The 22147-nt window shown below is 48.0% G+C and carries 22 protein-coding genes; 7 read left to right on the forward strand and 15 right to left on the reverse strand.

What is annotated here, in order from left to right; translation table 11 throughout:
- Window positions 1–56: 56 nt before the first annotated feature.
- A complete protein-coding gene (locus tag IE064_RS07285) occupies window positions 57–422 on the reverse strand; it encodes a hypothetical protein (RefSeq protein ID WP_189617264.1) in 366 nt (121 codons plus the stop codon).
- A 205-nt stretch (window positions 423–627) separates the two neighbouring features.
- Between IE064_RS07285 and IE064_RS07290 the strand changes: the two genes are divergently transcribed.
- A complete protein-coding gene (locus tag IE064_RS07290; protein WP_189617265.1) occupies window positions 628–2739 on the forward strand; it encodes a putative bifunctional diguanylate cyclase/phosphodiesterase in 2112 nt (703 codons plus the stop codon).
- Window positions 2740–3121: 382 nt separating this feature from the next.
- Entirely contained in the window at window positions 3122–3424 is a 303-nt protein-coding gene (locus IE064_RS07295; protein ID WP_189617266.1) for a hypothetical protein, read from the forward strand.
- Here IE064_RS07295 and IE064_RS07300 read toward each other — a convergent pair.
- Together IE064_RS07300 and IE064_RS07305 are read right to left on the reverse strand one after the other, a co-directional pair.
- Window positions 3421–4830: a tetratricopeptide repeat protein gene (locus IE064_RS07300; RefSeq protein ID WP_229799900.1), complete on the reverse strand. Its 1410-nt coding sequence runs from the start codon at window positions 4828–4830 to the stop codon at window positions 3421–3423. The genes IE064_RS07295 and IE064_RS07300 overlap by 4 nt on opposite strands.
- A gap of 15 nt (window positions 4831–4845) precedes the next feature.
- Window positions 4846–5547 (reverse strand): hypothetical protein, encoded by a 702-nt coding sequence (locus tag IE064_RS07305; protein WP_189617267.1) that lies wholly within the window; start codon window positions 5545–5547, stop codon window positions 4846–4848.
- Between the two features lie 181 nt (window positions 5548–5728).
- Between IE064_RS07305 and IE064_RS07310 the strand changes: the two genes are divergently transcribed.
- Together IE064_RS07310 and IE064_RS07315 are read left to right on the forward strand one after the other, a co-directional pair.
- Window positions 5729–6262 carry a DUF2780 domain-containing protein gene (locus IE064_RS07310; protein ID WP_189617268.1) on the forward strand — a complete coding sequence of 178 codons (534 nt, stop codon included), beginning with the start codon at window positions 5729–5731 and terminating at the stop codon, window positions 6260–6262.
- A 71-nt stretch (window positions 6263–6333) separates the two neighbouring features.
- Complete coding sequence (locus tag IE064_RS07315; protein ID WP_189617269.1) at window positions 6334–6792, forward strand: tellurite resistance TerB family protein; 459 nt, start codon at window positions 6334–6336, stop codon at window positions 6790–6792.
- A gap of 8 nt (window positions 6793–6800) precedes the next feature.
- Here the strand turns inward: IE064_RS07315 and IE064_RS07320 are convergent, their stop codons facing one another.
- On the reverse strand, window positions 6801–7625 hold the full coding sequence (locus IE064_RS07320; RefSeq protein ID WP_189617270.1) for an HDOD domain-containing protein: 825 nt from the start codon (window positions 7623–7625) through the stop codon (window positions 6801–6803).
- A gap of 79 nt (window positions 7626–7704) precedes the next feature.
- Complete coding sequence (gene yjeH, locus IE064_RS07325; protein ID WP_189617271.1) at window positions 7705–8961, reverse strand: L-methionine/branched-chain amino acid transporter; 1257 nt, start codon at window positions 8959–8961, stop codon at window positions 7705–7707.
- Between the two features lie 138 nt (window positions 8962–9099).
- Between yjeH and IE064_RS07330 the strand changes: the two genes are divergently transcribed.
- On the forward strand, window positions 9100–9531 hold the full coding sequence (locus tag IE064_RS07330) for an Lrp/AsnC family transcriptional regulator (RefSeq protein ID WP_189617272.1): 432 nt from the start codon (window positions 9100–9102) through the stop codon (window positions 9529–9531).
- 10 nt (window positions 9532–9541) lie between these two features.
- Here IE064_RS07330 and IE064_RS07335 read toward each other — a convergent pair whose 3' ends face one another.
- From IE064_RS07335 to IE064_RS07360, 6 genes are read right to left on the reverse strand one after another with little or no spacing between them, the layout of a single operon-like run.
- Window positions 9542–9973 carry a hypothetical protein gene (locus IE064_RS07335; protein ID WP_189617273.1) on the reverse strand — a complete coding sequence of 144 codons (432 nt, stop codon included), beginning with the start codon at window positions 9971–9973 and terminating at the stop codon, window positions 9542–9544.
- A 6-nt stretch (window positions 9974–9979) separates the two neighbouring features.
- Window positions 9980–10597, reverse strand: a complete 618-nt coding sequence (locus IE064_RS07340) for a TorD/DmsD family molecular chaperone (RefSeq protein ID WP_189617274.1) — start codon at window positions 10595–10597, stop codon at window positions 9980–9982.
- Between the two features lie 52 nt (window positions 10598–10649).
- Window positions 10650–11276 (reverse strand): DMSO/selenate family reductase complex B subunit, encoded by a 627-nt coding sequence (locus IE064_RS07345; RefSeq protein WP_189617275.1) that lies wholly within the window; start codon window positions 11274–11276, stop codon window positions 10650–10652.
- Window positions 11277–11286: 10 nt separating this feature from the next.
- The gene (locus IE064_RS07350; RefSeq protein WP_189617276.1) at window positions 11287–13716 is read right to left on the reverse strand and encodes a DMSO/selenate family reductase complex A subunit; all 2430 of its coding nucleotides are present in this window, start codon (window positions 13714–13716) and stop codon (window positions 11287–11289) included.
- 34 nt (window positions 13717–13750) lie between these two features.
- The gene (locus IE064_RS07355; protein ID WP_189617277.1) at window positions 13751–15733 is read right to left on the reverse strand and encodes an MtrB/PioB family decaheme-associated outer membrane protein; all 1983 of its coding nucleotides are present in this window, start codon (window positions 15731–15733) and stop codon (window positions 13751–13753) included.
- Between the two features lie 14 nt (window positions 15734–15747).
- Complete coding sequence (locus tag IE064_RS07360) at window positions 15748–16671, reverse strand: DmsE family decaheme c-type cytochrome (protein WP_229799912.1); 924 nt, start codon at window positions 16669–16671, stop codon at window positions 15748–15750.
- A 628-nt stretch (window positions 16672–17299) separates the two neighbouring features.
- Between IE064_RS07360 and IE064_RS07365 the strand changes: the two genes are divergently transcribed.
- Window positions 17300–17767 (forward strand): MarR family winged helix-turn-helix transcriptional regulator, encoded by a 468-nt coding sequence (locus tag IE064_RS07365; RefSeq protein WP_189617279.1) that lies wholly within the window; start codon window positions 17300–17302, stop codon window positions 17765–17767.
- A 300-nt stretch (window positions 17768–18067) separates the two neighbouring features.
- Here IE064_RS07365 and nrfD read toward each other — a convergent pair whose 3' ends face one another.
- From nrfD to IE064_RS07385, 4 genes are all read right to left on the reverse strand, one after another.
- Window positions 18068–19009 (reverse strand): NrfD/PsrC family molybdoenzyme membrane anchor subunit, encoded by a 942-nt coding sequence (nrfD, locus tag IE064_RS07370; protein ID WP_189617280.1) that lies wholly within the window; start codon window positions 19007–19009, stop codon window positions 18068–18070.
- Complete coding sequence (locus tag IE064_RS07375; RefSeq protein ID WP_189617281.1) at window positions 19006–19686, reverse strand: 4Fe-4S dicluster domain-containing protein; 681 nt, start codon at window positions 19684–19686, stop codon at window positions 19006–19008. Before IE064_RS07375 ends, nrfD begins: the two co-directional genes overlap by 4 nt.
- A gap of 10 nt (window positions 19687–19696) precedes the next feature.
- Window positions 19697–20167: a nitrite reductase gene (locus IE064_RS07380; protein ID WP_189617282.1), complete on the reverse strand. Its 471-nt coding sequence runs from the start codon at window positions 20165–20167 to the stop codon at window positions 19697–19699.
- An 87-nt stretch (window positions 20168–20254) separates the two neighbouring features.
- Complete coding sequence (locus IE064_RS07385; protein WP_133038181.1) at window positions 20255–20722, reverse strand: hypothetical protein; 468 nt, start codon at window positions 20720–20722, stop codon at window positions 20255–20257.
- Window positions 20723–21100: 378 nt separating this feature from the next.
- On the opposite strand from IE064_RS07385, the gene IE064_RS07390 reads away from it, so the two are divergent.
- Complete coding sequence (locus IE064_RS07390; RefSeq protein ID WP_165900085.1) at window positions 21101–22060, forward strand: LysR substrate-binding domain-containing protein; 960 nt, start codon at window positions 21101–21103, stop codon at window positions 22058–22060.
- Window positions 22061–22147 lie beyond the last annotated feature (87 nt).

Consider the following 22147-nt stretch of genomic DNA (forward strand, 5'->3'; position numbering starts at 1 on the left):
TTACAGCTGTTACAGCCGGATGCTTTTTGTAAACAAGCATGTAAAAGACTTGGCGTTTAATTATCTATTACTTTACGTTTAATTATCTTCATCTTGGGCGTTTCCATTTGATGATCTTTGGCAGCCGCCTCTTTCGCTTGTTGCAGATATTTTGCTTCCCGCTGTCCGCGTTCATTAAACTGTTGTTGCGCTTTTTGTCGCTCCAACTGCTCCCACGGCTCTTGCTGCTGCCGTGCCAGCACCGCCTGTTCCCTTGCCGCAGTAGCACCCGCAGCAGCTTGGGCTTTTTGCAGTTGCGCCGCTTCTGTTTGTTGTGCCACTTTACTTGCTTGTTCCGCCGCTTTTTGTCCCACCTGACTTAACTCTGCCGCCGCTAATAATCCTGGCAATAGCAGCAATATACCGAGCAATGGTTTTAGCATGATATTTTCTCCGACAAAAAACTCTGTATCTGACAATCATAGTCACACATTTATGTGGTCAAATAGGTAATAATGATCTTTTTTGCAATAAATCAAAAATTTGATTGAGGAATGCGCCAAAACTGTTTATTTTTTGCTACCCAGAAAATAGGCAATCGGCATATTGGATGTGTCCTTTAAGTGGGACAGCAGCGGAGCAGCGCGGATGATGGATTGGACACAAATATTGGCGCAATTACAGGCGGATGCCGCATTGCAACCACAGTTGAAGATCTGGCAGAAACAACCACATGAAACGCCGTTGGCACTGTTCCGTAACGCCATCATTGTTGCCGCTAACCAAGCCGCGTTGGACTACTTCGCTTGTCTGCGTACCGAAATTATTAATGCCGCATTATATGATTTTGCACCACGGCTACAACTGAACGGCCAAAGCAGCATTGAGCAGGCTCGGCGCCTATTTGAAGCCTCGGTCGCCAAACCACAGGTGCAGGAATGGCTGCATCTGAATCGAGACGGTAAAGAGCTGCCCACCCGTCTTTATCTGTACCCGGTGAAATTGCATGAAGATGTGCTGGTACTGGTACGGTTTCAGCATCTGGATCGCCGTAGCCAACCGAGACGAACCCGTAATGACGAATTTGCCGCGATTCCTCGTGGCGTGCTTTCCGGCATTCTGGAAGAGAGCGCCGAGGCAGTTGCCATCACCGATGCACACAATGTAATACTGGCCGTGAATAAAGCTTTGTGTCGTTTGTCTGGATATAGTACGGCACAACTGCTGGGGAAATCACTGACGGTGTTAGAGGTGGCTGACGACATCCATCAGCAGGAATGTAGCACAGCACTCAAAGAACGTGATTTCTGGCAAGGTGAGATGTTCAAGCTGAAAGCCGATGGCTGTCAATTCCCTGCATGGCAAAGCAGTCGTCGCATCATAGCCGATGGCACACCATATATGGTGACGATTTTCAGTGATATCAGCGATCGTAAAAGATTGGAAAATCGTCTTACTGAGCAAGCGATGTACGATGTGCTCACGGGTTTGCCAAACCGCCGTCACATGAAAAAACTGCTAAGTGAAGCGTTAGAATTCAACCATAAACATGCCGATGCTGAACGCTTAGGCGCTCTTATGTTTCTGGATCTCAATGGTTTTAAACACGTCAATGACTGTTTTGGTCATTCCATGGGTGATCGCATTTTGCAACTGGTTGCCGCGCGGCTGGAAGCAGGCTGCATTGAGATGGCCGACATTGCACGGATGGGCGGTGACGAATTCACATTGATCCTCACCGAATGTCAGAGCCGCAAAGAGATCCGTTGGTTTGCTGATCAGATAGTCAAATTGTTTGATACACCATTTGAGCTGGAAGGACAGAAGTTCTATCTCGGTACCAGTATCGGTATCAGTCTGTTCGATGGTGAAAAAATTAGCTCATCACAGCTGTTAAGCCAAGCCGATACCGCGATGTACTGTGCCAAACGTAGCGCCGACCACATTATGTTTTACGATAAAAGCATGAGCGATGCTGCTGAACACCGATTAAAACTGTTGGGCGATTTACGCCATGCCATGAGTTTAGGCCAGTTCAGCATCTACTATCAGCCCATTGTGAAACTGAAGGATAACCACTTACTGGGGGCTGAGGCGTTACTGCGCTGGCAGAAAAACCCTCATGAGTTGCTGGAAGCTGCCGATTTTGTGCCTTTGCTGGAAGAAACCGGGTTGATTGTCAGCGTCGGCAATTGGGTGTTGGAACAAGCGTGCCGCCAAGCGGCGCTGTGGCGCAAAGAGGATCATCCAGATTTTACAATTTCAGTGAATGTATCGCCGATGCAATTGGAGCATTCTGATTTTGTCAGCCAGGTTAAACAGGCATTGAAAAATGCAGCCTTGCCTGCCGATGCGTTGGCACTGGAAATTACAGAATCGGCACTGCTGCACTATCCCCAGCAAGCTCGGCAAACATTGGAGAACCTGCATAATTTAGGGTTGAAAGTGACCATTGATGATTTCGGCACCGGCTTTTCTTCACTGAGCCGTTTAGGCAATATGCCAATCGATGGTTTAAAGATTGACCGTGAATTTGCTGGACAACTTGATAGCTCTCGCGGTCGTAAGTTATGCCATGCCATCGTACAGTTAAGCCAGGCATTGGAGTTGTCTTACGTAGTGGAAGGAATTGAGACCGAACAGCAAAAGGCCGTACTGCAGGATATGGGCGAAGGCCAAGCACAGGGATTCTTCTTTGGTTATCCGCTGCATCCGCAACAATTTGCCCTCGCGCATTTTCAAGCGCGCGTTGTCAGATAGTTTGTCATAAGACAGAAAGCTGCCAGCTTCAGGAATTTCCTGCATAGCTCCCCTGCAAAGCGATGCGCTGGCAGCCCTGACACACCAGATCTCGTTTTGGTGCTCGCTCATTAGAAAAGTGTTGCTGTCTAAATGTCGTGATCTGGGCATGATTTCGCAATGTAAATCGCCTCCCGATGTTTGATTGCCCAATCTATCGACAATTATTCCCCGCACGCCCCACTGTATCTGCACGACATTTCCTGTAAAAGACTGACAACTTTCACAATATTTTAATGATTTCTTAAGATCTCGTTGGACATAATGGCCGCTATTGTTTAAATCATGGTCACTTTTGCCTATTGCAGGCCAAACCACGCACCATGAGATCACTGGAGACGTTATGTCCCGTTTGTTTGTGTGGCAACCTAAGTCTGGTTTCGTGGCGATTATTGGCATGCTACTGAGTGCGCTAGTATTTTGCCTAGCCCTGCTGATACTGCCACTGTTGCTACTGGCAGCGGCAGGCGTGTTGTTAGTGTTGAGTCTGTTTGGCCGTCGCTACTTGAAACAACATATGGCTAGGATGCAGCAATATCGTTTTCGTGCCAGTAAACGGGATATATATGATGCCAACCCCCATGTATGTCGCGATCACCCACATCAATGGCGCAGCAAGGGGCGGGTACTGGAACATCAAGATTAGTCGGTGAGTAATTCCTTTGCTCGTTGTAATGACCGCTGTTCCTCTGGATCTTTGCTAACCGTCAATACCCGTTCTATCTGTTGCACCAGCGATTGCCACAAGGGCTCAATCACCTGTTGCTCCTGTGCATTACCGCGTTTTTTAGCCAACTTCAGCCAGGCTGCCGCTTCCACGACATCAATCCTTGCTAGACTACCATCGGTTAATGCAATGGCCAGTTCAATCATTGCGGGCACACTGTGACCATAGCGAATGACCTGTCGCAAGTAATTCTCTGCCTGCGACATATCGCTGCCAAAAGCTTGTTCTTGATTCAACATGTGCTGGGCACGCGCCAGCATGGCATCTAACTGCCCCTGCTCAGCCGCCTCCGCCAGCCATTGCTCACTGGCCGCTGGATCCGCCTGACAACCTTCGCCTCGAGCCAACAACAGTGATAGATGATACTGGGCATGAGGATAGCCGCTTTGCGCTGCTTGCCTGATATGCTGGAACGCCGCAGTTAAATTGCCCTGCTGGTAACGAAGTACCCCCAGGTTCGCCATCGCTTCCACATGTTCCTGCTCGGCAGCGGCGGTCAAATATCGCTCGGCCAACACAAGATCGGCTGCTATATCGCCACTACCAACCAAATAGAAATAGCCCAGCAGCGCCATCGCATCGACAACACCGACCTCAGCCGCCTGGCGGATCAACTGCTGTCCGGCGGGCAACTCAGGTTCGCCGCTGTACCCATGCAACAGTGCCACACCATGTTCAAAAAGTGCACGAGGTTGCTGCGTGGCGGCCTGAGCAAACCAATAAGCGGCTTTGGCGAGATAGTGTTGTGCCTGTTGCTGTCGTGGCAACGGCTCGGCGTCAGTTATTGCCTGCTCCTGCTGTCTTGCCATCAACGCCTGACTCTTAAACGACATACCCAGTAGATATTGGGCCTCGCTGTCATCTTCCATCACCGCACGAAAACACAGATCACGCCCACTCAGTTCATCATACTCATCAAACTGGTACTCTGGGGCTGAACACTGCCGTAGTAACGGATACACCAGCTCCACCAGTTTCAGCAGATCGCGAATAGCTTTGCGAGCCAATTGCTGTAACTGCACTTGGTCCAAATGGTATTTCTCGGGGTGAGCGCCGCGATTACCATCGGTCCGCAGCCGATGCAATGAACGGGTGATACGCACATCGATCAGTCGCAGTCGGTTGAGCTGCTCAATCCGATCATAAAGATTGGGACTGTCGAACACTACCGCCGTAGGTTCTGCCAGTAGTGCGGTCAGCCGATGCGCAAAGCTTCTGACATGCAGCAACGACTGTGTTGGCACATCACTAACATAACGCTTGGCATTGCGGTATTCTGCGGCCAGAGCCTCCGAGATACCGGCGACGAACTCGATATCGTTCACTCTGGCCCCCGTAATTTAGGCAGGCTGACGACTGACCCGGTACAGCCGGAACAGTGCCACGTTGACATACAAACTGATAAAGCCGGTGATGCTTTCTACCACTAACCGCAATATCACTGGCGCATGTTCTACGCTTGCAGAAATCACGCTGCCCAGCAGTACTAGCGGGAAATACAACAACAGCACTAACAATGTGCGACCGGTAACATGTTGACTAAAGACAAAGCTGGCTTTAATCGCCTGTAATGGTGACAACCGCTCAACCACCACCATAAAGTTAACATAAGACAGTCGGGCAAACAGATACAAGCTGACCCCTAGGCCAATAACGCCAAGAGGCCCCAATGTGGAAAGTATCACCACCGGCGCGGCAATGGCCATGCCGGAAAATATGCCAGCAACCATCAACCACGGCAAAAAGGGTAAGCTGTCTTTCAACACCGACAAAATGCTGGGCTGATAACCCTCAGTGCGCAATTCCATGAACAGCGTCAGCGAGGCAATCAGCAACGAAAACACCAAAAACAGTAGTAATGCCGCCAGTACATGTGGCGCACCAATTTGTGGCGCTTTCGGATCCATCGCCGCAAATTCAGCCCCCAACCATAACTGAATACCGACTTGTACCAGCAGAATCGGCAAGGCCAATGCAGCCAATTGCAGCAGATGGTTGCGGAAAAAATAGAAAGCTTCAGAAAGTATCGCAGACAAGGACATGCAGCATTCTCAACAACGGTGATAACAGTATCAGATTCAGCGCTAAGGATACCCAAAATCGCCTGTTAATGCACCGCAGAAATCAATCGACCGAAGCTTTTGGGTAAGGAAAGCCGTGCATCATTACAGCGGTTGCGCATAGAATAAGCTCCATTACTAGGATGACAAAGGAATAATCCGAATGAAAGCGCCAATATTAACACTGACTGCCCTGCTGCTGACGCTGCCTGCCCATGCTGGCTTGCTGGATAATCTCAAGTCACAGGTGCAACAAGCAACGGCCAACACAACGACTGCTAGTACCGTGGCTACAGATAACCAAAATACCAGTCTGGTGAGCAGTGTAATGTCGCAATTGAATCTGAATCAAAACCAGGCCGAAGGTGGGCTGGGGAGTCTGTTGAGTCTGGCAAAATCCAATCTTGGCACTGCTCAGTTTTCTCAGATTGCTGACACTATTCCCAATGTCGATAGCCTGTTATCCGCAGTCCCGGCGACCGACACTAAGTCTGGCATGAGCGGCTTACTGTCCAAAGCGGGTAATCTGGGGAGCTCATTGCAGGGTAGCGCCATGGTTTATGACGCTTTTTCCAAGCTAGGGATCTCTAAAGACTTGGTCGCACCTATGGCTGAAATTCTCAAGAATTATCTGCAAAGCAGTGGTGGAGATAACACCGCCTCATTGCTGACCCAAGGGCTCGGCGCACTGCTGTAAGAGCTATGTTCGGGAACTCAGGCAGCGCAAGTCATTCTAACGTTTTAGTAATGAAGTAAGGAAATGACAGAATGATAGCCAGACTAAAGCAGTTTTTTAAAGAGTTGCAGGATACCCCAGATCCTCAGCAACTGGCCCATAGCATCAATCTGGCGGCCGCCTGCATGTTGCTGGAAGTGGTATATGCTGACGAGCATCTCGACGGTGCCGAGGCAAGTTTGTTGCCACAGCTGTTGGAACAAAATCTGAGCATATCGGCAGAAGATGCCAACGAATTAATCGATGAAGCGCGCCGAAATCGTAACGACGCAACGTCTTTATTTCAGTTCACCTCTGTAGTCAATGAACACTTCTCATTGGAACAAAAACAGCAATTGGTATTGTCTATGTGGCAGTTGGCCTATGCTGACGGCGAACTATGCCGTTATGAAGATCAGATTATCCGCCGCTGTGCCGATTTGCTATATCTGAAGCATTCAGAACTGATCCAACTGCGTAATCGAGCCATCGAGCGCCAGCGTCACGCGTAACGCTGGCGCTAAACCAACTGCCGCGCAGTTTCTTCACCAGCACCTAACATTTTCTCCAGTCGGCTTGCCAGTCCGTCCATCTGCAATCGCAATCTAAAATGTTCGGTCTGCTGTGCCAGCCAACTGGTTCTCTGCGCATCGGTACAGTCATCCCAGTGCAGTGGCAAATATTTTGCCAGCGCTAACACTAACGCCAGTTTGGAAGGGGATTTTGCTGACGGCGGATCTTCCTGATAGCGCAATCCGGCCACCAACTCATCTGAAAAATACCATTCACTGGCAAGCTGTGCGGCCACCTCCGCGGGCACAACGCCCAGCAGATACAAGCTGATTTCGGCCTGATCCGCCCCCTCAGCCACCGCCGCCTGTACCTGACGCCACTTAATGGGTTCCATCAGCGCCAACAACAACTCACCAATGTTATGTAACAGGCCACAGGTAAAGGCCGTGTCGTGTCGCAACATCGCCCTTTTCCCCAACTCCTGGCAAAAAAATGCAACTTCAAAACTGCGGCCCCAAAATTTGACTAAATCGACGCCATTTACTGGCGGTATCGCAGAGGTTACCGCAGAAGCCGTCACTAGGATCCGCAACGGTTGGATCCCCAAACGGATAACGGCCTCTTCAATAGAACCGATTTCACGTCTGCGGCCAAAGCGGGCCGAATTCGCCAACCGCAACAGTTTGGCGCTGATCAGCGCATCGTGGGAAACCTTTTCCGCCAGCAGCCCAAGTTCAGCATTGTCATCATTAATAATTTGCAGAAGTTCATTCAGCGCTTTTGGTAACCGTGGCAACTGCTCAATTTTTTGGATGATAGTGGTGTTTCCCATGGCAACTTCCCCTCGTTAAAAGTGCGACTTTAACTATAGGTGATCACCGCCAAGTTGCCGGTAGGAATTGTGACAAAGATTAGGAAGCCGCCATCGGTGGCAATGGTGGCCGCCGCAGTTTGAGTTGTAACCATAGCAACGGCAGCAATATCACCATCAGGGTAATGGCGTACACCATCGCACTTCCCAAGGCCACACCAAGGACTAGGCACATCAGACTGCTCAGCACGGCCCAAGGACGGTAACCTTTACTCAGCAACCTGACTGCCGCTAGCATCGACAGCAGATAAATCACCACAAAGACACCGTTAGCCCAGGAAATTAACTGATCCAGCCGGGTATCGGTCAGAAAGTTCGCCAGTAGCACCAATGCCATCAACGACAGGATAAACGCTAATGCGCGTACGGGTACGTTATGCTGGTTACGCGGCGCAAACCAGCGTGGCGTAATGCCTTGTTCACTGAAGCTGCTAAGTAAACGCGACACGCTGGCCGCATACACATTGGTCGTGGCTAAGCCACTGGCAATGCCTAGAATCCCGATAATCTGCGTGCCATACCCACCCAGCAGCGTGTCAAAAGCACTCATCATCGCCAATGGCGCATCAGAAGGCAGCAACAGCAATAACCAAGTACAGACTAAGTAGATAGCGCCGACCAGCAAAGTACCGATCATCATTGCAGGGGTAAAATCTTTCCTCGGATTACGGAAATCCGTGGTCAGATGGGTCATGGTTTCTACCCCTAGAAAACTCCAGAACGCGATGCCCATCGCCTGCAATGTGCCATGAATATTCAGCACTTCCTGCGGTGCCTGATACTGGGTTGCGCGGCTGACCCCGCTGCCAAACATCAGTACCACCACGGCAACAATACACAAGGTCAGAGCAAACTGTGCTTTCGCCGATACCTGAATGCCGCGCAGATTGAGTCCTAAAAGCACTAACAGCACCAGCAACTCACACGCCAGCTTACCCCATCCCGCAATGGGCACCATCACCTGAAAAAACTGAAAAGTCATCATAATGGCAGCGGGAGCACCAATAGGGACAATCAGCAGGAAACTCAATCCGACCGCCCGGCCCAACACCCGTCCAAACGCCTGTTCCACAAAAAATGCTGGGCCAGCAGCATGAGGGAAGCGCGCGCCCAGTTGTGCAAATACGATGGTGATAGGAATAATCGCCAACGTCAGCAACGCCCATGCCAGCATGGCACCATGCCCCGCCATATTGACGGTCATCTGCGGTAAAATAAATACGCCGGTTCCCAGCAAGGTGGTTGCCATCAACCCTGCACCTTGCCAGCGGCCAATAGTTCCTGAAGTTGGATTCATCTGATAAATTAACGCCGAATGTAATAGCAGCAGTATAGCGATTTCACCGCTGACAATCTGCGTCAATACACCAAGATAAATTCAGCATTAGCCGACAAAATGACGGCTTTGACGACGATATGATGGGACAATTGAGGAATGGATAAATTTGATCAGGCAATTATCACTGCACTGCGGCAAAATGCCCGCAAGAGCGTATCGGCAATTGCCGAAGAGGTCAGCCTGTCACGTAGTGCGGTATCCGAACGTCTGAAAAAGCTGGAACAGAATGGCGTGATCCGCGGTTATCAGGTGTTACTCAGTGAATCACAAAAAGACGGCGTAAGTGCTTACTTTGAGATCCAGCACCAGTGTCGGAACTGCGCCGATATCGTGCACCTGTTTCAGGCGGTGCCGGAAGTGGTCACCTGCCACGGGATTTCCGGGGAAATGGATCTGCTGGTTTATGTCAGAACCCCCTCCATGCGGCGGCTTCACGAAATCCGTGAAGCCATCGATGCCAACCCGGCGATCAGCAAAATCAAGACCCATGTCGTCATGAGTGAATGGATCAATAATCGCCAAGAATGAGTGATTACCCTTAACACATATTCCGGTGGCAACTGCGGCGCTGGCTGCGCAAGGTCACCAACTGTTGTGCCAATTGCTGCATCAATAACAGTTGCTGTTGCTGTCCGGCATTCAGCACTGCGGGCGGCACACACTGGCTGAGCCTACTGCCGAGACTGATGATCAATTCTTCCCCTTGGCTGAGTTCCTGTTGGGTGGCTTTGACGAATAACAAACGATAAGCGCTGAAAAACAGTGTCACCATCACCCCATCGTCCCACGCATCAGCACTCAGTTCTTGCTCAGAACCGGCCAGAGCGAGCACTAGATTACACACAGTCTGCAGCGAAGTGGCTCCCGTCAATAATCGCTTTACGGCTAATTCTTGACCTAATCTCGCACTCATTCGCTCTGCTAGTTCAGCTTTTTGCCATTGCTGGCTTAGCGCGGAAATCACTGCCATATTCGGTCACCGTTTGACCACTACGTCAGCAATGGTAGTCCGTGGTGGCGTATACGTCCGATCCACAAACTGTTCTGCAATCAATCTTAGATAGATCTGTGCAAGTTGCGCCAATTGCCGATAAAACACGGTTTGCGACGCTGCAACTACCGATGTCAATAATGACGGGATCCAAGGTAAACAAAACTCTTTAACCACCTGCTCGCACAAAGATTGTGCTTGCGGGTTATCAAACAGATCTGCCATCACCCACAATATCAGCGCAAAATGGTCTGAGGGGTCATTGCTTTGCTGTTCAATACCGATACCATAACGATGACAAAACTTTTCCCAGCGTTCGGTACTGTCACCAAACATCAGCGGTTCATCATCGAGATAAATCGAACTCCATGGGTACACCAGTTTTTTACCTGGCCCAATAAACATTCGGGTGTAATCAGCACAGATGACGTTAAAATCCCGGTCGCTGGCAATAAGAATCTGCAACGCCTCGGCATCATCATCACCGACAACTGGCCACTCCTGTAATGAAGTATCAGTGATGACAGACAGCAAGTCCGAGGTCGGATAACAGTAAAACAACTGCGCGACTGTTTTCAGCGCCAATGCAATGTCAGCTTTCATATTATTCACTCCTGAGAATCCGGGGCTGAAGTTTTCAGCCCCGGGAACCAGATTACACTTCTGTCGGGTTCGTAATAGCACCATCAGTGCTGCCTGATGGTCGAGTGAAATCAGCAGTCCCAATAATGATATTGGGATTGGTGATGTTGCTTGGTGGTAACGGTGCAATATCGCGTTCGGTACCATATTTCTGCCGCAGTTCCTCGATTAGACCGAAATCTAAAGCGCGTTGGGTGCAGCCAGCCACGCACAGTGGCTTAAGCCCTTGCGCAACCCGCTCATAGCAGCCATCACACTTGACCATGACTTTACGATCGTTATCGAGCTGTGGTGCATCATATGGACAAGCTCTGGCACAACTGCCGCAGCCAATACACAAGCTTTCTTCAACTTTGACAAAGCCATCCGAGTTGCGTTTGTGCATAGCGCCGGTAGGGCAAGCTTTGGTACACACAGGCTCACTGCAGTGGTTACAGCCCACAGACATGTAATAAGTGAACACATTACAGGTCACGGTGTTATTAGCACCTTCGACGAAAGTACCACCGCTATACTCGTAAACTCGCCGCGGTTTTACATCGACGGCAGCATCAAACTTGTCTTTACAGGCGATATGGCACGCCTTACAACCGTTACATTTTTTGGTGTCAAAGTAGAAACCATATTGTTTATCAGGCATTTTCTATTCCTCAAGCTTTATAGATTCGTACGCGATTGGTGTGCTGTGGGTTGGCTTTAGCAATCGGACTCGGACGATAAGCCGTCAACGTATTGATACAGCCACCAATATCCACGTCACCACTGGGTTTGAACCAGGCACCTTGAGGCATTGAGGCAACACCTGGCATTACTCTGTTAGTTACTTTAGCGCGCACTTTGATTTTTCCGCGCAGAGATTCCACAATGACCCAATCACCATCAGCAAAGCCATCTGCATTTTTGGGGTTAACCCATACCGCATCCATTACAGCTTCACGCAGCCACTGCACACTGTGGAATGAAGAATGTGTACGTCCTTTGGTATGATGGCCCGCTAACTGCAGCGGGAAATCCTGCAACTCTGGAGAGGTGTCTTCGTAACCTTCCCAGGTCACAATGTAAGCTGGGATCGGTGGAATATGCAGGCCGACAACATAGTCTGGTTTAATCCAGTTTTTATTCATGAAATCCACTTCATGAGAAAACAGTTCAATGCGACCAGATTTAGTCTTCAGCTCACCACCATCGTTAACGTAGTTGTACAACCCACAATGTGATTCACTCAACGGATTGAATTTCTTCACCAGCCCCTGAGCTTGAAATTCCTCTAGCGTTGCAGGCAGGACTTCATCTTGTGGCGCCACTTTGGTTTCATAGTACTCTTTGAGCCACTGCTGGTAGCTTTTACCTTCAGTGAATTTGTCGGCGACACCCATCACTTGGGCAAGTTCGGCACAAACATCATAAGTACCGCGACATTCGCCCAATGGTTCAATCGCAGCGGTCATAGCGGTGATATACGACATTGAGCCTGCAGAATACGATTGGTTGGCGACGTCATCCTTTTCCAACCAACTGCTGTCTGGCAACAGATAGTCTGCAAAGAGTGCAGAGGGAGTCATGTGATTTTCACTGACAATAATCAGTTCACACAGGGTGTCATCTTCCAGCAATTTAGCGGTACCAAAACAATCAGAATGCTGATTGATCAATGTGTTACCTGCGAAGTTGATGATGGCTTTGATATTGGCGTTAAGCTTACCGTCACCGTTTGCATCCAGTTCATCTGCTGGCAACTGCACCCCATCCTTAAACGCCGTCATCTCTTTCCCATTACGGATGGCATCTGGCCAAGTAAATACTGAGATTTTGGCCTTTTCTGCACTGCTAAGACTTGGGAATCCAGGACTGCTGAGGTTGTTGAGTGAGTAAGGCATATGGCCTGTATTAGTACCACGCTTACCAACTGCGCCAAGTAAAGCACATAGTGCTGCTGTCGCCCACACGTTATACTCGCCATTAGCCTGACGGTTTAAACCATAACCGCCTACAATATAAGGCGCTTTGGCTGCATATAACTGCTCAGCAACACTACGAATAGTATCAGCCGGTACACCACAGATACGCTCCGCCCACTCAGGCGTTTTGGCAACGGCATCCAACTCACCAACACCAAGAATGTAGGCTTCGTAGCTGCGCTCATAAGGCAATGCTTCTAGGCCCTTTTCTGGAATTGCCGCTTCAGCGCGGAAGCCATAGCATTTTTCACTGAGAAAGGTTTCATTGATCATATTGTTGGTGATCAAGTGGTAAGCAATACCAGATATCAGTGCCGCATCTGTCCCTGGACGGCAAGCATGGTATTCAATGTTGCTGCCAGCCGCCGTATCGGTGTAACGGCAGTCAAACAGAATGGTTTTTACCTTATGTTTTATCTGTGCAAACTCATAACCTTCGCCGCTACCACTTTGGCGAATTTCCAGCGGGTTATAGCCAAAGAATAGGCACAAATCGCTGTTGTGAGCTTCCAACATTGTGGAGCGTGCATTGGAGCCATAAATAATTGGATAGAGCCGACTTACCTGCGCGGAACTATAGCTGCCATAATAACCCAGACATCCTCCCATACAGTTCAACAAGCGATGCCACGTTGAACTGCCGTTAAGGTCATAGTAAGCACCTGACTGATATTGGTAATAAACTGAACGTGCACCGTAAGTGTCATAAATTCCCTTCAGTTTCGCGCCAATTTCGCTGATGGCCTGTTCCCAGCTGATTCTTTGGAATTCACCAGCACCGCGCTTGCCAACACGCTTCATTGGGTATAACACTCGATCAGGGTTATACACGCGCTTGCGATTGGAACGGCCGCGGGCGCATGGACGGATCTGATGATTGCCAAAGGAGTCATCACCAAAAGTTTCATTCTCTATACGGACAATCTTGCCGTCCTTACTGAACACTTTCAGTGGACAGTTAGAGCCGCAGTTACACAAACAGGCAGACCAAGTCTGAACTTCCACAGCACTACCTGGTTCAGCAGGCACCTCTTCCACATCTTTTGAACTGGAGTTACAGCCGGTCACTGTGGCAGCCGCGCTCAGCGCCGCACTCATTTTTAAAAAACTTCTACGTTCCATTTGTATTTAAACCTCGTCTATTTATAACGTTGGCCTAGGGCAGCTTGTAGCTGAAGCTCAACATCAGCAGGTGGGCGTTATAGTTGTGATCCAGTTTGCCTAGGGTGGTCAGGCCGGTAATAACATCCACGGCCACCTGGGCATCGTCGGTATCGTAGTAACGTTCATAGCGGTAGCTCAGCTTGAGCCACATCTGTTCGCTCAGGGCATAACGGCCATACAGCTCCAGACTGTGGCTGAAGTCGTAATAGTCACCGTAATCACTGCTATCAATGGCCGTGTTGCTTTCAGAGTTGGCAAACAGGTAGTCAGCGCCGACCGTCAGTTGGCTTGACCAACGGTAGCTGAACCCGGCTCCAAGGTTGATGAAGCGGTCTTCTATCCGCCCTTGCCAATCTGCTGTTGCAAAGTTGCTGGAACCCGCCATGTCGGAGTTAATCCATTGCTGGCTGGCCAATGCGTACACATGCCAATCTGCAGTGGGGTCAAGCGATAGATTGGCGTCATAGCGGTAGTCTTCTGAAGCCGATAGCCCTAACTCGGTATGCTGGTAGTCGTCTTTGGCATAACGCAGATTGATATCCAAGGTCAGCCAGGACAACGGCGTATGAGTAAAGCTCAGTTCCGCGCCATAGCGGTTGCGGTCAGCTAGGTAGTACTTACGCAACAGCGGATTTTCGTCAGGAGCGGTGATGCGGGAGGCGTCATACCGAGAACCATCACGACTTTCATAAAGTGCTTTGACGCCCAGCTGCAGGTTATCCAGTGGTTTAAGACTCAGACGGGCCCACAGATTGTCCTCGCGGTTATCTTCCCGTTCCAGATAGTTACGCTCAGTTTGTTTATGCTGATACTGCCCACTTAGTCGCACATCTCTGCTGAAGCGATAACTGCTCTGCAGCTTCACGCTCTTACGGGTGATGTCCAGCGGCACATTGGCTTTAAAGGCACCATTAACATTGTCCCACTCTAGTTGGGCAAACTCGGCAACACTGCCTTGGTTGTCACGGTCGCTGTAGCTGAGCTGGCCATTGACTCGCCATTTTGCTGTCAGCAAGCTGCTAACAGACAAACGAGCGTCACGGGTATCCACTTCACCGTTCCAATTCACCAATGGATTGCCGTCCATCTGGATTAAGTCAGCATCTTGGATTAAACGGCCCGCCGCCAGATGACCGTTAACGACTGTTCGGTCCAACAGATATTGACCATCCAATGACACCTGATGGGCATCGTTATCTGGGGTCGCAGCGTAGACATCATCAAGATAAGGTAGCGATAAGTTACCGATATCATTACGGAAGAAACTACCGTTATACTGCAGACGACTAAACCAGTTATCACCATTGGCACTGAGCCCTGCTGTAAAATGGTCAGTCTTGTTATCGATTGGCGCGGCAAAATTTAGGACACCGTTAGCGGCAATCAGACTCGCGGCCTTATTACCGGTCTTCGCTTCATGATTAAACGCCACGAAAGCGCTGTAATCCTGATAGTAGAGCGTCAGGCCTGCACCGATCTGCTCCCGTTCCGTAAACAGCTTGGGATAACGAGTATCGGTGGTTGAAGGCTGTAACAGATTATCGCTGTACCAAACTGGACTTTTGCCCGTGACTTGTGAATGCCGTAATAATCGGTAATCAGCGGTAGCCTTAAACACCCCTGTTTTACCGGCTTGCAGATGGGCACGACTACTGTCTAGCCCTAAATTTTCAGCCTCGGCACTGGCTTGATAGCCATGACCGTCACGATAATGTAGCTCACCGCTTACGGCACCCAACCAACCACTGTCCTCTTTACCTAACGCATTGCCGGAATGGATGTCGTCGCCACTTTTCCAGCCAGTACTGACGCTCACTTCGCCGCGCAATCCTGTCGGATTAACACAACGCTGGCACTGATAATCTGTGGTGTTCACCTTGCTGGTATTGGCGTGCATCACGCCAAAATCTGCGGCGGCGACCTGCCCAGCCGCAGCCATCAGCCCTAGGGTGATAAGATTTAATTTCATTGGCATAACTTATCTCCTTATCAACGGCTGAAGTTGCTGCCAGCGGGGTGGTTAGAACCGTGAATTTGACTGTGACAGTTCAGACAGCTACGACCACCACCGAACGCATCCACACCGGGCTGACTGACGACACGGCTAGCATGTCCGTCATCCACGTGACACTGCTGACACAACTGTGGGGCCTTCTGTTTCAACAGATTGTCGTTAACGCTGCCGTGAGGATTGTGGCAACTGGTACAATCTTCCGTCACCGGCGCGTGTTCCCACAGGAACGGCCCACGTTTGTCGGCATGACAGCTGTAGCAGGTGTCATTCACGGTGGCACGCTTCAACGCTTTGTCATTGGCGGAACCATGGGGGTTATGACAATCGATACAGGTCATCTCATTCCACTGCAGCGGATGTGATGAACGTTTATGCATATCCGCCTTTTCTTGGCGATGACATTTGCTACACACCTCGTTTACCTGCTTGTGATCAAGCACCGGATCATTGGCGGTATGAATTTGATGGCAGGAAACGCAAGTAATACCTTCAAGGTTGTGGACACTGCTGTGCCATTCCTGAGTTTTAGCCTGCTGGTGACATCCGAGACAAACACTGTTCTGGCTCGCAGCAGACAACTTACTGTCTGGGCCAAAATCAATCATCGGCTCTTTGCCACCACGGTTGTGGTTGCCAAGCGGGCCATGACAGGCCTCACACTGCAGGCCAGCCATCGGCGACTTGCTGTTGTCGAGACGTCCATGAGTTGAGTCAAACAGTGCCATCACTTTCGGATCTTTTTTATGGCACATCAGGCAGGAATCAGCACCTTTCGGAGAATAATTACCTTCTGCGAACTTCGCTTGCAGTTGCTGCTCCAGTTGCTCACTACTCAAATTATCCCAGGGCGTCGCTTTCACTGGGGTTATCAGGGACAAAAAGACCCCCGCCCCCAGCATTGCTACTTTAACAATACGGGACATGTAAACTACCTTTTATTTATCGGTGAGTTATTAATATTTAGTTGAACTTATTTATAAATAAGCCCTCTACCATTGTTCCATACAAATATAGATATTTTATTTATTAATATTTCAAATGTGATCATAATTAAACTTGTGAGGCTATTGTGATTTACCGCTCAAAAACATACTGCAGCAATTCGATAATTTATTATAAAATTCAAATTGTTACGATAAATCTAAATTAGCTTACCCATCCACATTTCATTGGTAATCAAAGGTAATCTTATATATATAAATATAAGAAATTTGATCTATTGCGCATAAAAATAAGTAGAATTTTAATCATATAAATGGATTTAAAAATATTAATACTTTTGGGAAAGATATTTTTAATATTATTAGATAAAATAATTCTAATTTAAATATATTATTTACTGATGGATTTAAATAGGAATTATATATTAGTGGTGTTCTCATAAAACCTACAATTGATAATTAACCGCATTATCAGCCTCATTTCAAACCGTAGAGGTTTATTCAGAAAATGCGAGTTGTCTTACTGATGCACTATGTAAAGAAAAGTAAACTGACAAATCGATTTTTCCCGTAGTAGGTTTAAAAGATGCAAGAAAAATCCGGTTTTGTTATGGTCGATATACTCCGTATGCTGAGTATTGCTTTTCAAGTTCATGAGAAAATTGCAGATATCAGCCTAGTACAAGCAGATGTCCTAAAAAGAGCAGATATGACGCCAGGGATAAGACAGGTTGAACTGGCCGAACAGATGCGAATGCAGCCCGCCAAATTAGGTCGAATTGTTGATCAATTGGCAGAGATGGGGTTGCTGGAAAGACGCAAACCTACCAATGATCAGCGAGTGAATGGTTTGTTTGTCACCAGCGCTGCGTCTGAAAACCTGAAGATAATTGGTGATGTTGTTGATGAACTGTGGGTGCCGGCGTGGAAGGACATCGACCCGCAGCATGTCGAAATATTCCGTCAGGTTCTGTTGAAAATTCAACATAATCTCGCCAGTCACAGCGACCATCCAAGCATCCGTCGTTCGACAAAACCACTCTTAGAAGATTAGCAGCCCTTTTTATGCTATATCCTTTATGTAAACGCTGAATACCCTAACATCAAACAAGTTGGAAAGAGTTTAACGAATCAAAGAGATGCGGCTGATCATCACCATATTGCAACCAATAAAAAGCCACCTGCGTGCTCAACAGGTGGCAAAACCCGTGGAGGTTCGGGTAATGTGTGGATAAAGAGCAAAATGGCGTCCTGCCCAATGACCTCCGTGTTTTACGGCATACATAACTGCCTTAAACTCGAATACAGCTCTTTCTAACATTTATCGTTATTATCTAAGCTCACACATAATCCATTAGGCGATAGTCATCTGCCCTGCGTACAGAATAAAATGACGCAGCAGTATCACCCCAATCAAACTACAGGTTGCAGTCCCCGCAACATAAGCAAAACGGCGTTTGGCGGTAGCGGTCATGAACAGATTCATTGCCAGCGGCACAGATAGGCCAACCAACAGGATCCCCACCCAGAACACCACACCCCAGAAACCAAAACCTAAGGCATTGGCGGCAGCCACTTTGGCTTGTCCCCCGGTCAAAACCAACCCAAGGAAGAAGGTGAAAATGGCTACCATCTCTACCAAAATCAGTGGGATTTCAATCTTATGGATCAAATGCACTTCACGTCCATCAGGGTTGCCTTTCATCAGCACACCACCCAACAGCGATGCAGCGGCACCAGAAGACAGTGCTGATAACAGGAACAGGATAGGCAGTACTGGGTTCTTCAGCATCGGATAGCCAGGCAAAGCCGACAGCAGGAAGCCAGTGTAGGCACCCAATGCCAGAGCCAGAATGACCAACAACCCGGTGATAGTCGCTTCACTGCTGCTCAGGAATGCGCTCAGTTTAAGCACCCAAGGGAAGCGAGTTCGACACCATTCGTCAATGACTGGACGGAACACCAGCGCTATCCAGAGGAACATGAAGACCATGTAAATACACAGGATGATCACACCCACAGACATAACGGAGGTCAGGTTATAGAACACCATGATCTTCCAGAAATGTAGTGGTTTGGTCAGGTCGGTGACTAAGATCCCCAAACCTGCCATGACAGTGATAGGCGCAACAATACAAGCAGCCTGAACAAACCCAGACTTGTATGCGTCACCGCGTAAAATAAAGTTCTTCAACAGCACGGCGAAAAACATAGCACCGCCTGAAACCCCGGCAAAAAACAGGTAAAAAGCGATTGGCCAATGCCAGACCAGATGCTCAAAATGGAAAGGGCTCATACGTTTATCCCTCCCTGCTTAGCTTGAATACGGAACAATTTAGGATGAGTTCCCAAATCTCTCTTATTGCGATACACCGGATTTTCTTCCAGCGCTTTGACTATCTCTGAATTGGGATCATTCAAGTCACCAAATACCAGCGCTTTAGTCGGACACGCTTCCACACAAGCGGGCTGTTTGCCTTGTTTAAGCTGAGTTTCTCGACAAAAATCACATTTATCAGCGGCTTTGGTCACCGGATTGATAAAGCGAATGTGGTAAGGGCAAGCCGCAATACAATACTGGCAACCTACACACTTCCAAGAATTCACACTTACAATGCCGGTGTTCTCGTCTTTAAATGCAGCGCCGGTTGGGCACACATGCACACAAGGTGAGTCTTCGCACTGTTCACAGGATTTACGGGTAAAGTGATAGTACTGATTCGGATATTCACCAAATGGGCCAGTGCGGATGATTTCCAGACGCGCCACCCCTTCTGGCACCTGATTTACCTTGCGGCAATTATCAGCGCAGGCATTACAGCCAATACATTTGTTCTCGTCATGCAGCATGGCGTATTTGACTGCACTTTTCTGCTGTTCACCGGCCACTTCACCATTGGTCAGTACATACAGAGAGATGCCGGCAATCATTGCCCCGCTGCCCTGTAAAAATTGTCTTTTTGACTTATCCATCACGCACCCCCTACTTCGCATGACATTGACGGCACAACTGACTGTGTTGTGTGCCGGTCATTTGGGTCATCGGATCTGTCGCCGGGTGGAGTTGGTGGCAAGCAGCGCAACTTACTTTGTTAGCGTGGACGTTATGAGTCCATTCGCCTGCAGCCAGTTTTTCCGGGCGGTGACATCTGAGACAGGTTTTGTTCTGCTCTTGGGGAGCGTTCTCTGGATCGGGGTTAAATACCCGGATGTCGTTGGGTTTGCGGGGATGGACGCCCTGTTCACCGTGGCAGGTACTGCAAGTGAAATGCATTTTGTCCTGTCCGTGAACCCCCAGCATTGTGCCATTGCGCTTGTGGCATTTTAGGCAGGGGCCATCATTGATTTTCAGCGCGGTAGATGTTTCTGCATTGGCGGTGCCGGCTGTGCCGAAACCCAACAGGCATACCAATGTGGCAACACCGAGCACTGTGCGCCAAGTATTCCTGAACATAGTTCGTTACCTGATTATTAGTTTGTTATTTTTGAGAAGAAGGGTGACAACCTTTTTTCAGATTGTCACCGACATCGACTGTAAACATCAGGCAGCCAAGGCCTGCATTAAATGCTGTTTATCCATTGGGCAGTTACGCTTCATATCAATCAATCTGATGTTGAGTTTCTGAAGCAGTGGTTTGATTTCTGCACTAGATTTATCGCTGAAATCAGAAATCACCATTTTGATTTCTGATGAGTTCTGGTCAATCAGCACATAGTCCAGATACCCATGAGGTTCAGCTTCGTCTGCATTAACTTCGATAACAGACTCCAATGGAACATGACTGCAGATTTCATATTCACCTTTAGTCAGACTCTTCAGAGACTTAAGAAAGCCTAAGCTTTCATTATCAAACAGACGGTCTTTAATCTTTGCATGTACTGGCGCTGCAGTTTCTGACTTGAAAAACTTAATGCAAGTCATCACGAATGTAACAGCGATAAAAGGAACTGCAATGAACAATACAAAGTAGATAAACGCATAACTGAGATATACAGATGCGGTGCTCATATTAACCTCCAACTATCATGTTGTATTTATTTATTAGCGATTATTTCGCAATTAAATTATTGGCAGAAAGTGCAAGTATATTAGTGATCCGAATCACATCAAGTGGTGGAGAAAATGAGCAGTTTTAAATTTTAAGAGGTTAATTTAATTACTATTTTCTAAAAACAAATAATGGTAAATACAGTTATAAAAAAACAGATATATCATTATGCAAATTGCAATTTATGAAATATGAAAATAGGCTTAACTCCTGTTTGCTATAAAATCTAAATAGAATACATTTTTAAACGTGATATAACACACCTTTTGGATTTTCCATTTTTCATTTTTTTTATTAATCTAATTGCAATAGGAATTTCCACAAATGGAGTACTAACAATGAAACACATCGATTTTGAAAAACTCGACCTACTGAGTTTAATGATCATTGTTGGATTGTGTGAAAACAAATCAGCTACCCATGTTTCAAAAATCCTCAATGTACCGCAATCAAAGATTAGCCGTTGCTTAAGAAATGTTAGAACAATTTTTGGCAACGAATTATTTTATAGAAAGAAATATGGATTAATTCCTAACGAATATGCTAAGCGGATCTATCCAATTGCGAAAGAAATAGTAGATCACGCGCATAGTTTTAACAATCTCGCCAATAATCAACAAAATAGTGAACGTTGGTTTGAAGTGGCTGTTCCGGGCTTAGTCACTTATTTATATCCCAAAGCCTTAATGCAATCTATCCGTAATGAAGATAAACAGTTCCATCTGAATATTGTGCCGTGGAATAACAGCACTTTACAGGGGATTATGGATGGTGAAATTACCATGGGCGTTTGCTGTGGTAACCATCAAGATGCCATGAAACTGGTCGATGGTCAGTACGAGATCGAATCGTTGAAACGGTTGGAAGATATTTTCCTGATCTGTAGCAGTAAACATCCGTTGTTGCAGCAGGAAATCACCCTCGAATCGATTGCCAAGTTTCCTTTTATCAAAACTGACCTCGGTTGTAATCCGCACGCAACCTGTCCGTTTGAAGATTGGTGCCACCGTAATGAGATCCAACTGGATGTAGAGATCAGCATTAGCAGTGTTTCATCGCTGTTTAATTATCTGGAAGAAAGCCAGGCGGTATGTCTGGTGCCTTATAAGTCCGTTTTTGATCTGCTGGCCGATGTACCAACATTACATGGCTGTAAGCTGGCGGAATCCGAAACAATGCGCATGTTTGGCATCGCCGAACCCAAAACCGTTGAAATGGTAGCGCCGACCGATAGTAATGATATTGAGCTAAATTGGCTCAAACAGAAAGTAAGAGAAGTGACCCAGGCCCTGGTGTAACGGCCTGACACGTTTTTTAACTATCTGAACATACATTGCATACCGCAAACAGGTTACACTAACAGCCATCCACCACAGGGTGTCTGT

The sequence above is a fragment of the Shewanella fodinae genome (assembly GCF_014651955.1).
GTDB lineage: Bacteria > Pseudomonadota > Gammaproteobacteria > Enterobacterales > Shewanellaceae > Shewanella > Shewanella fodinae.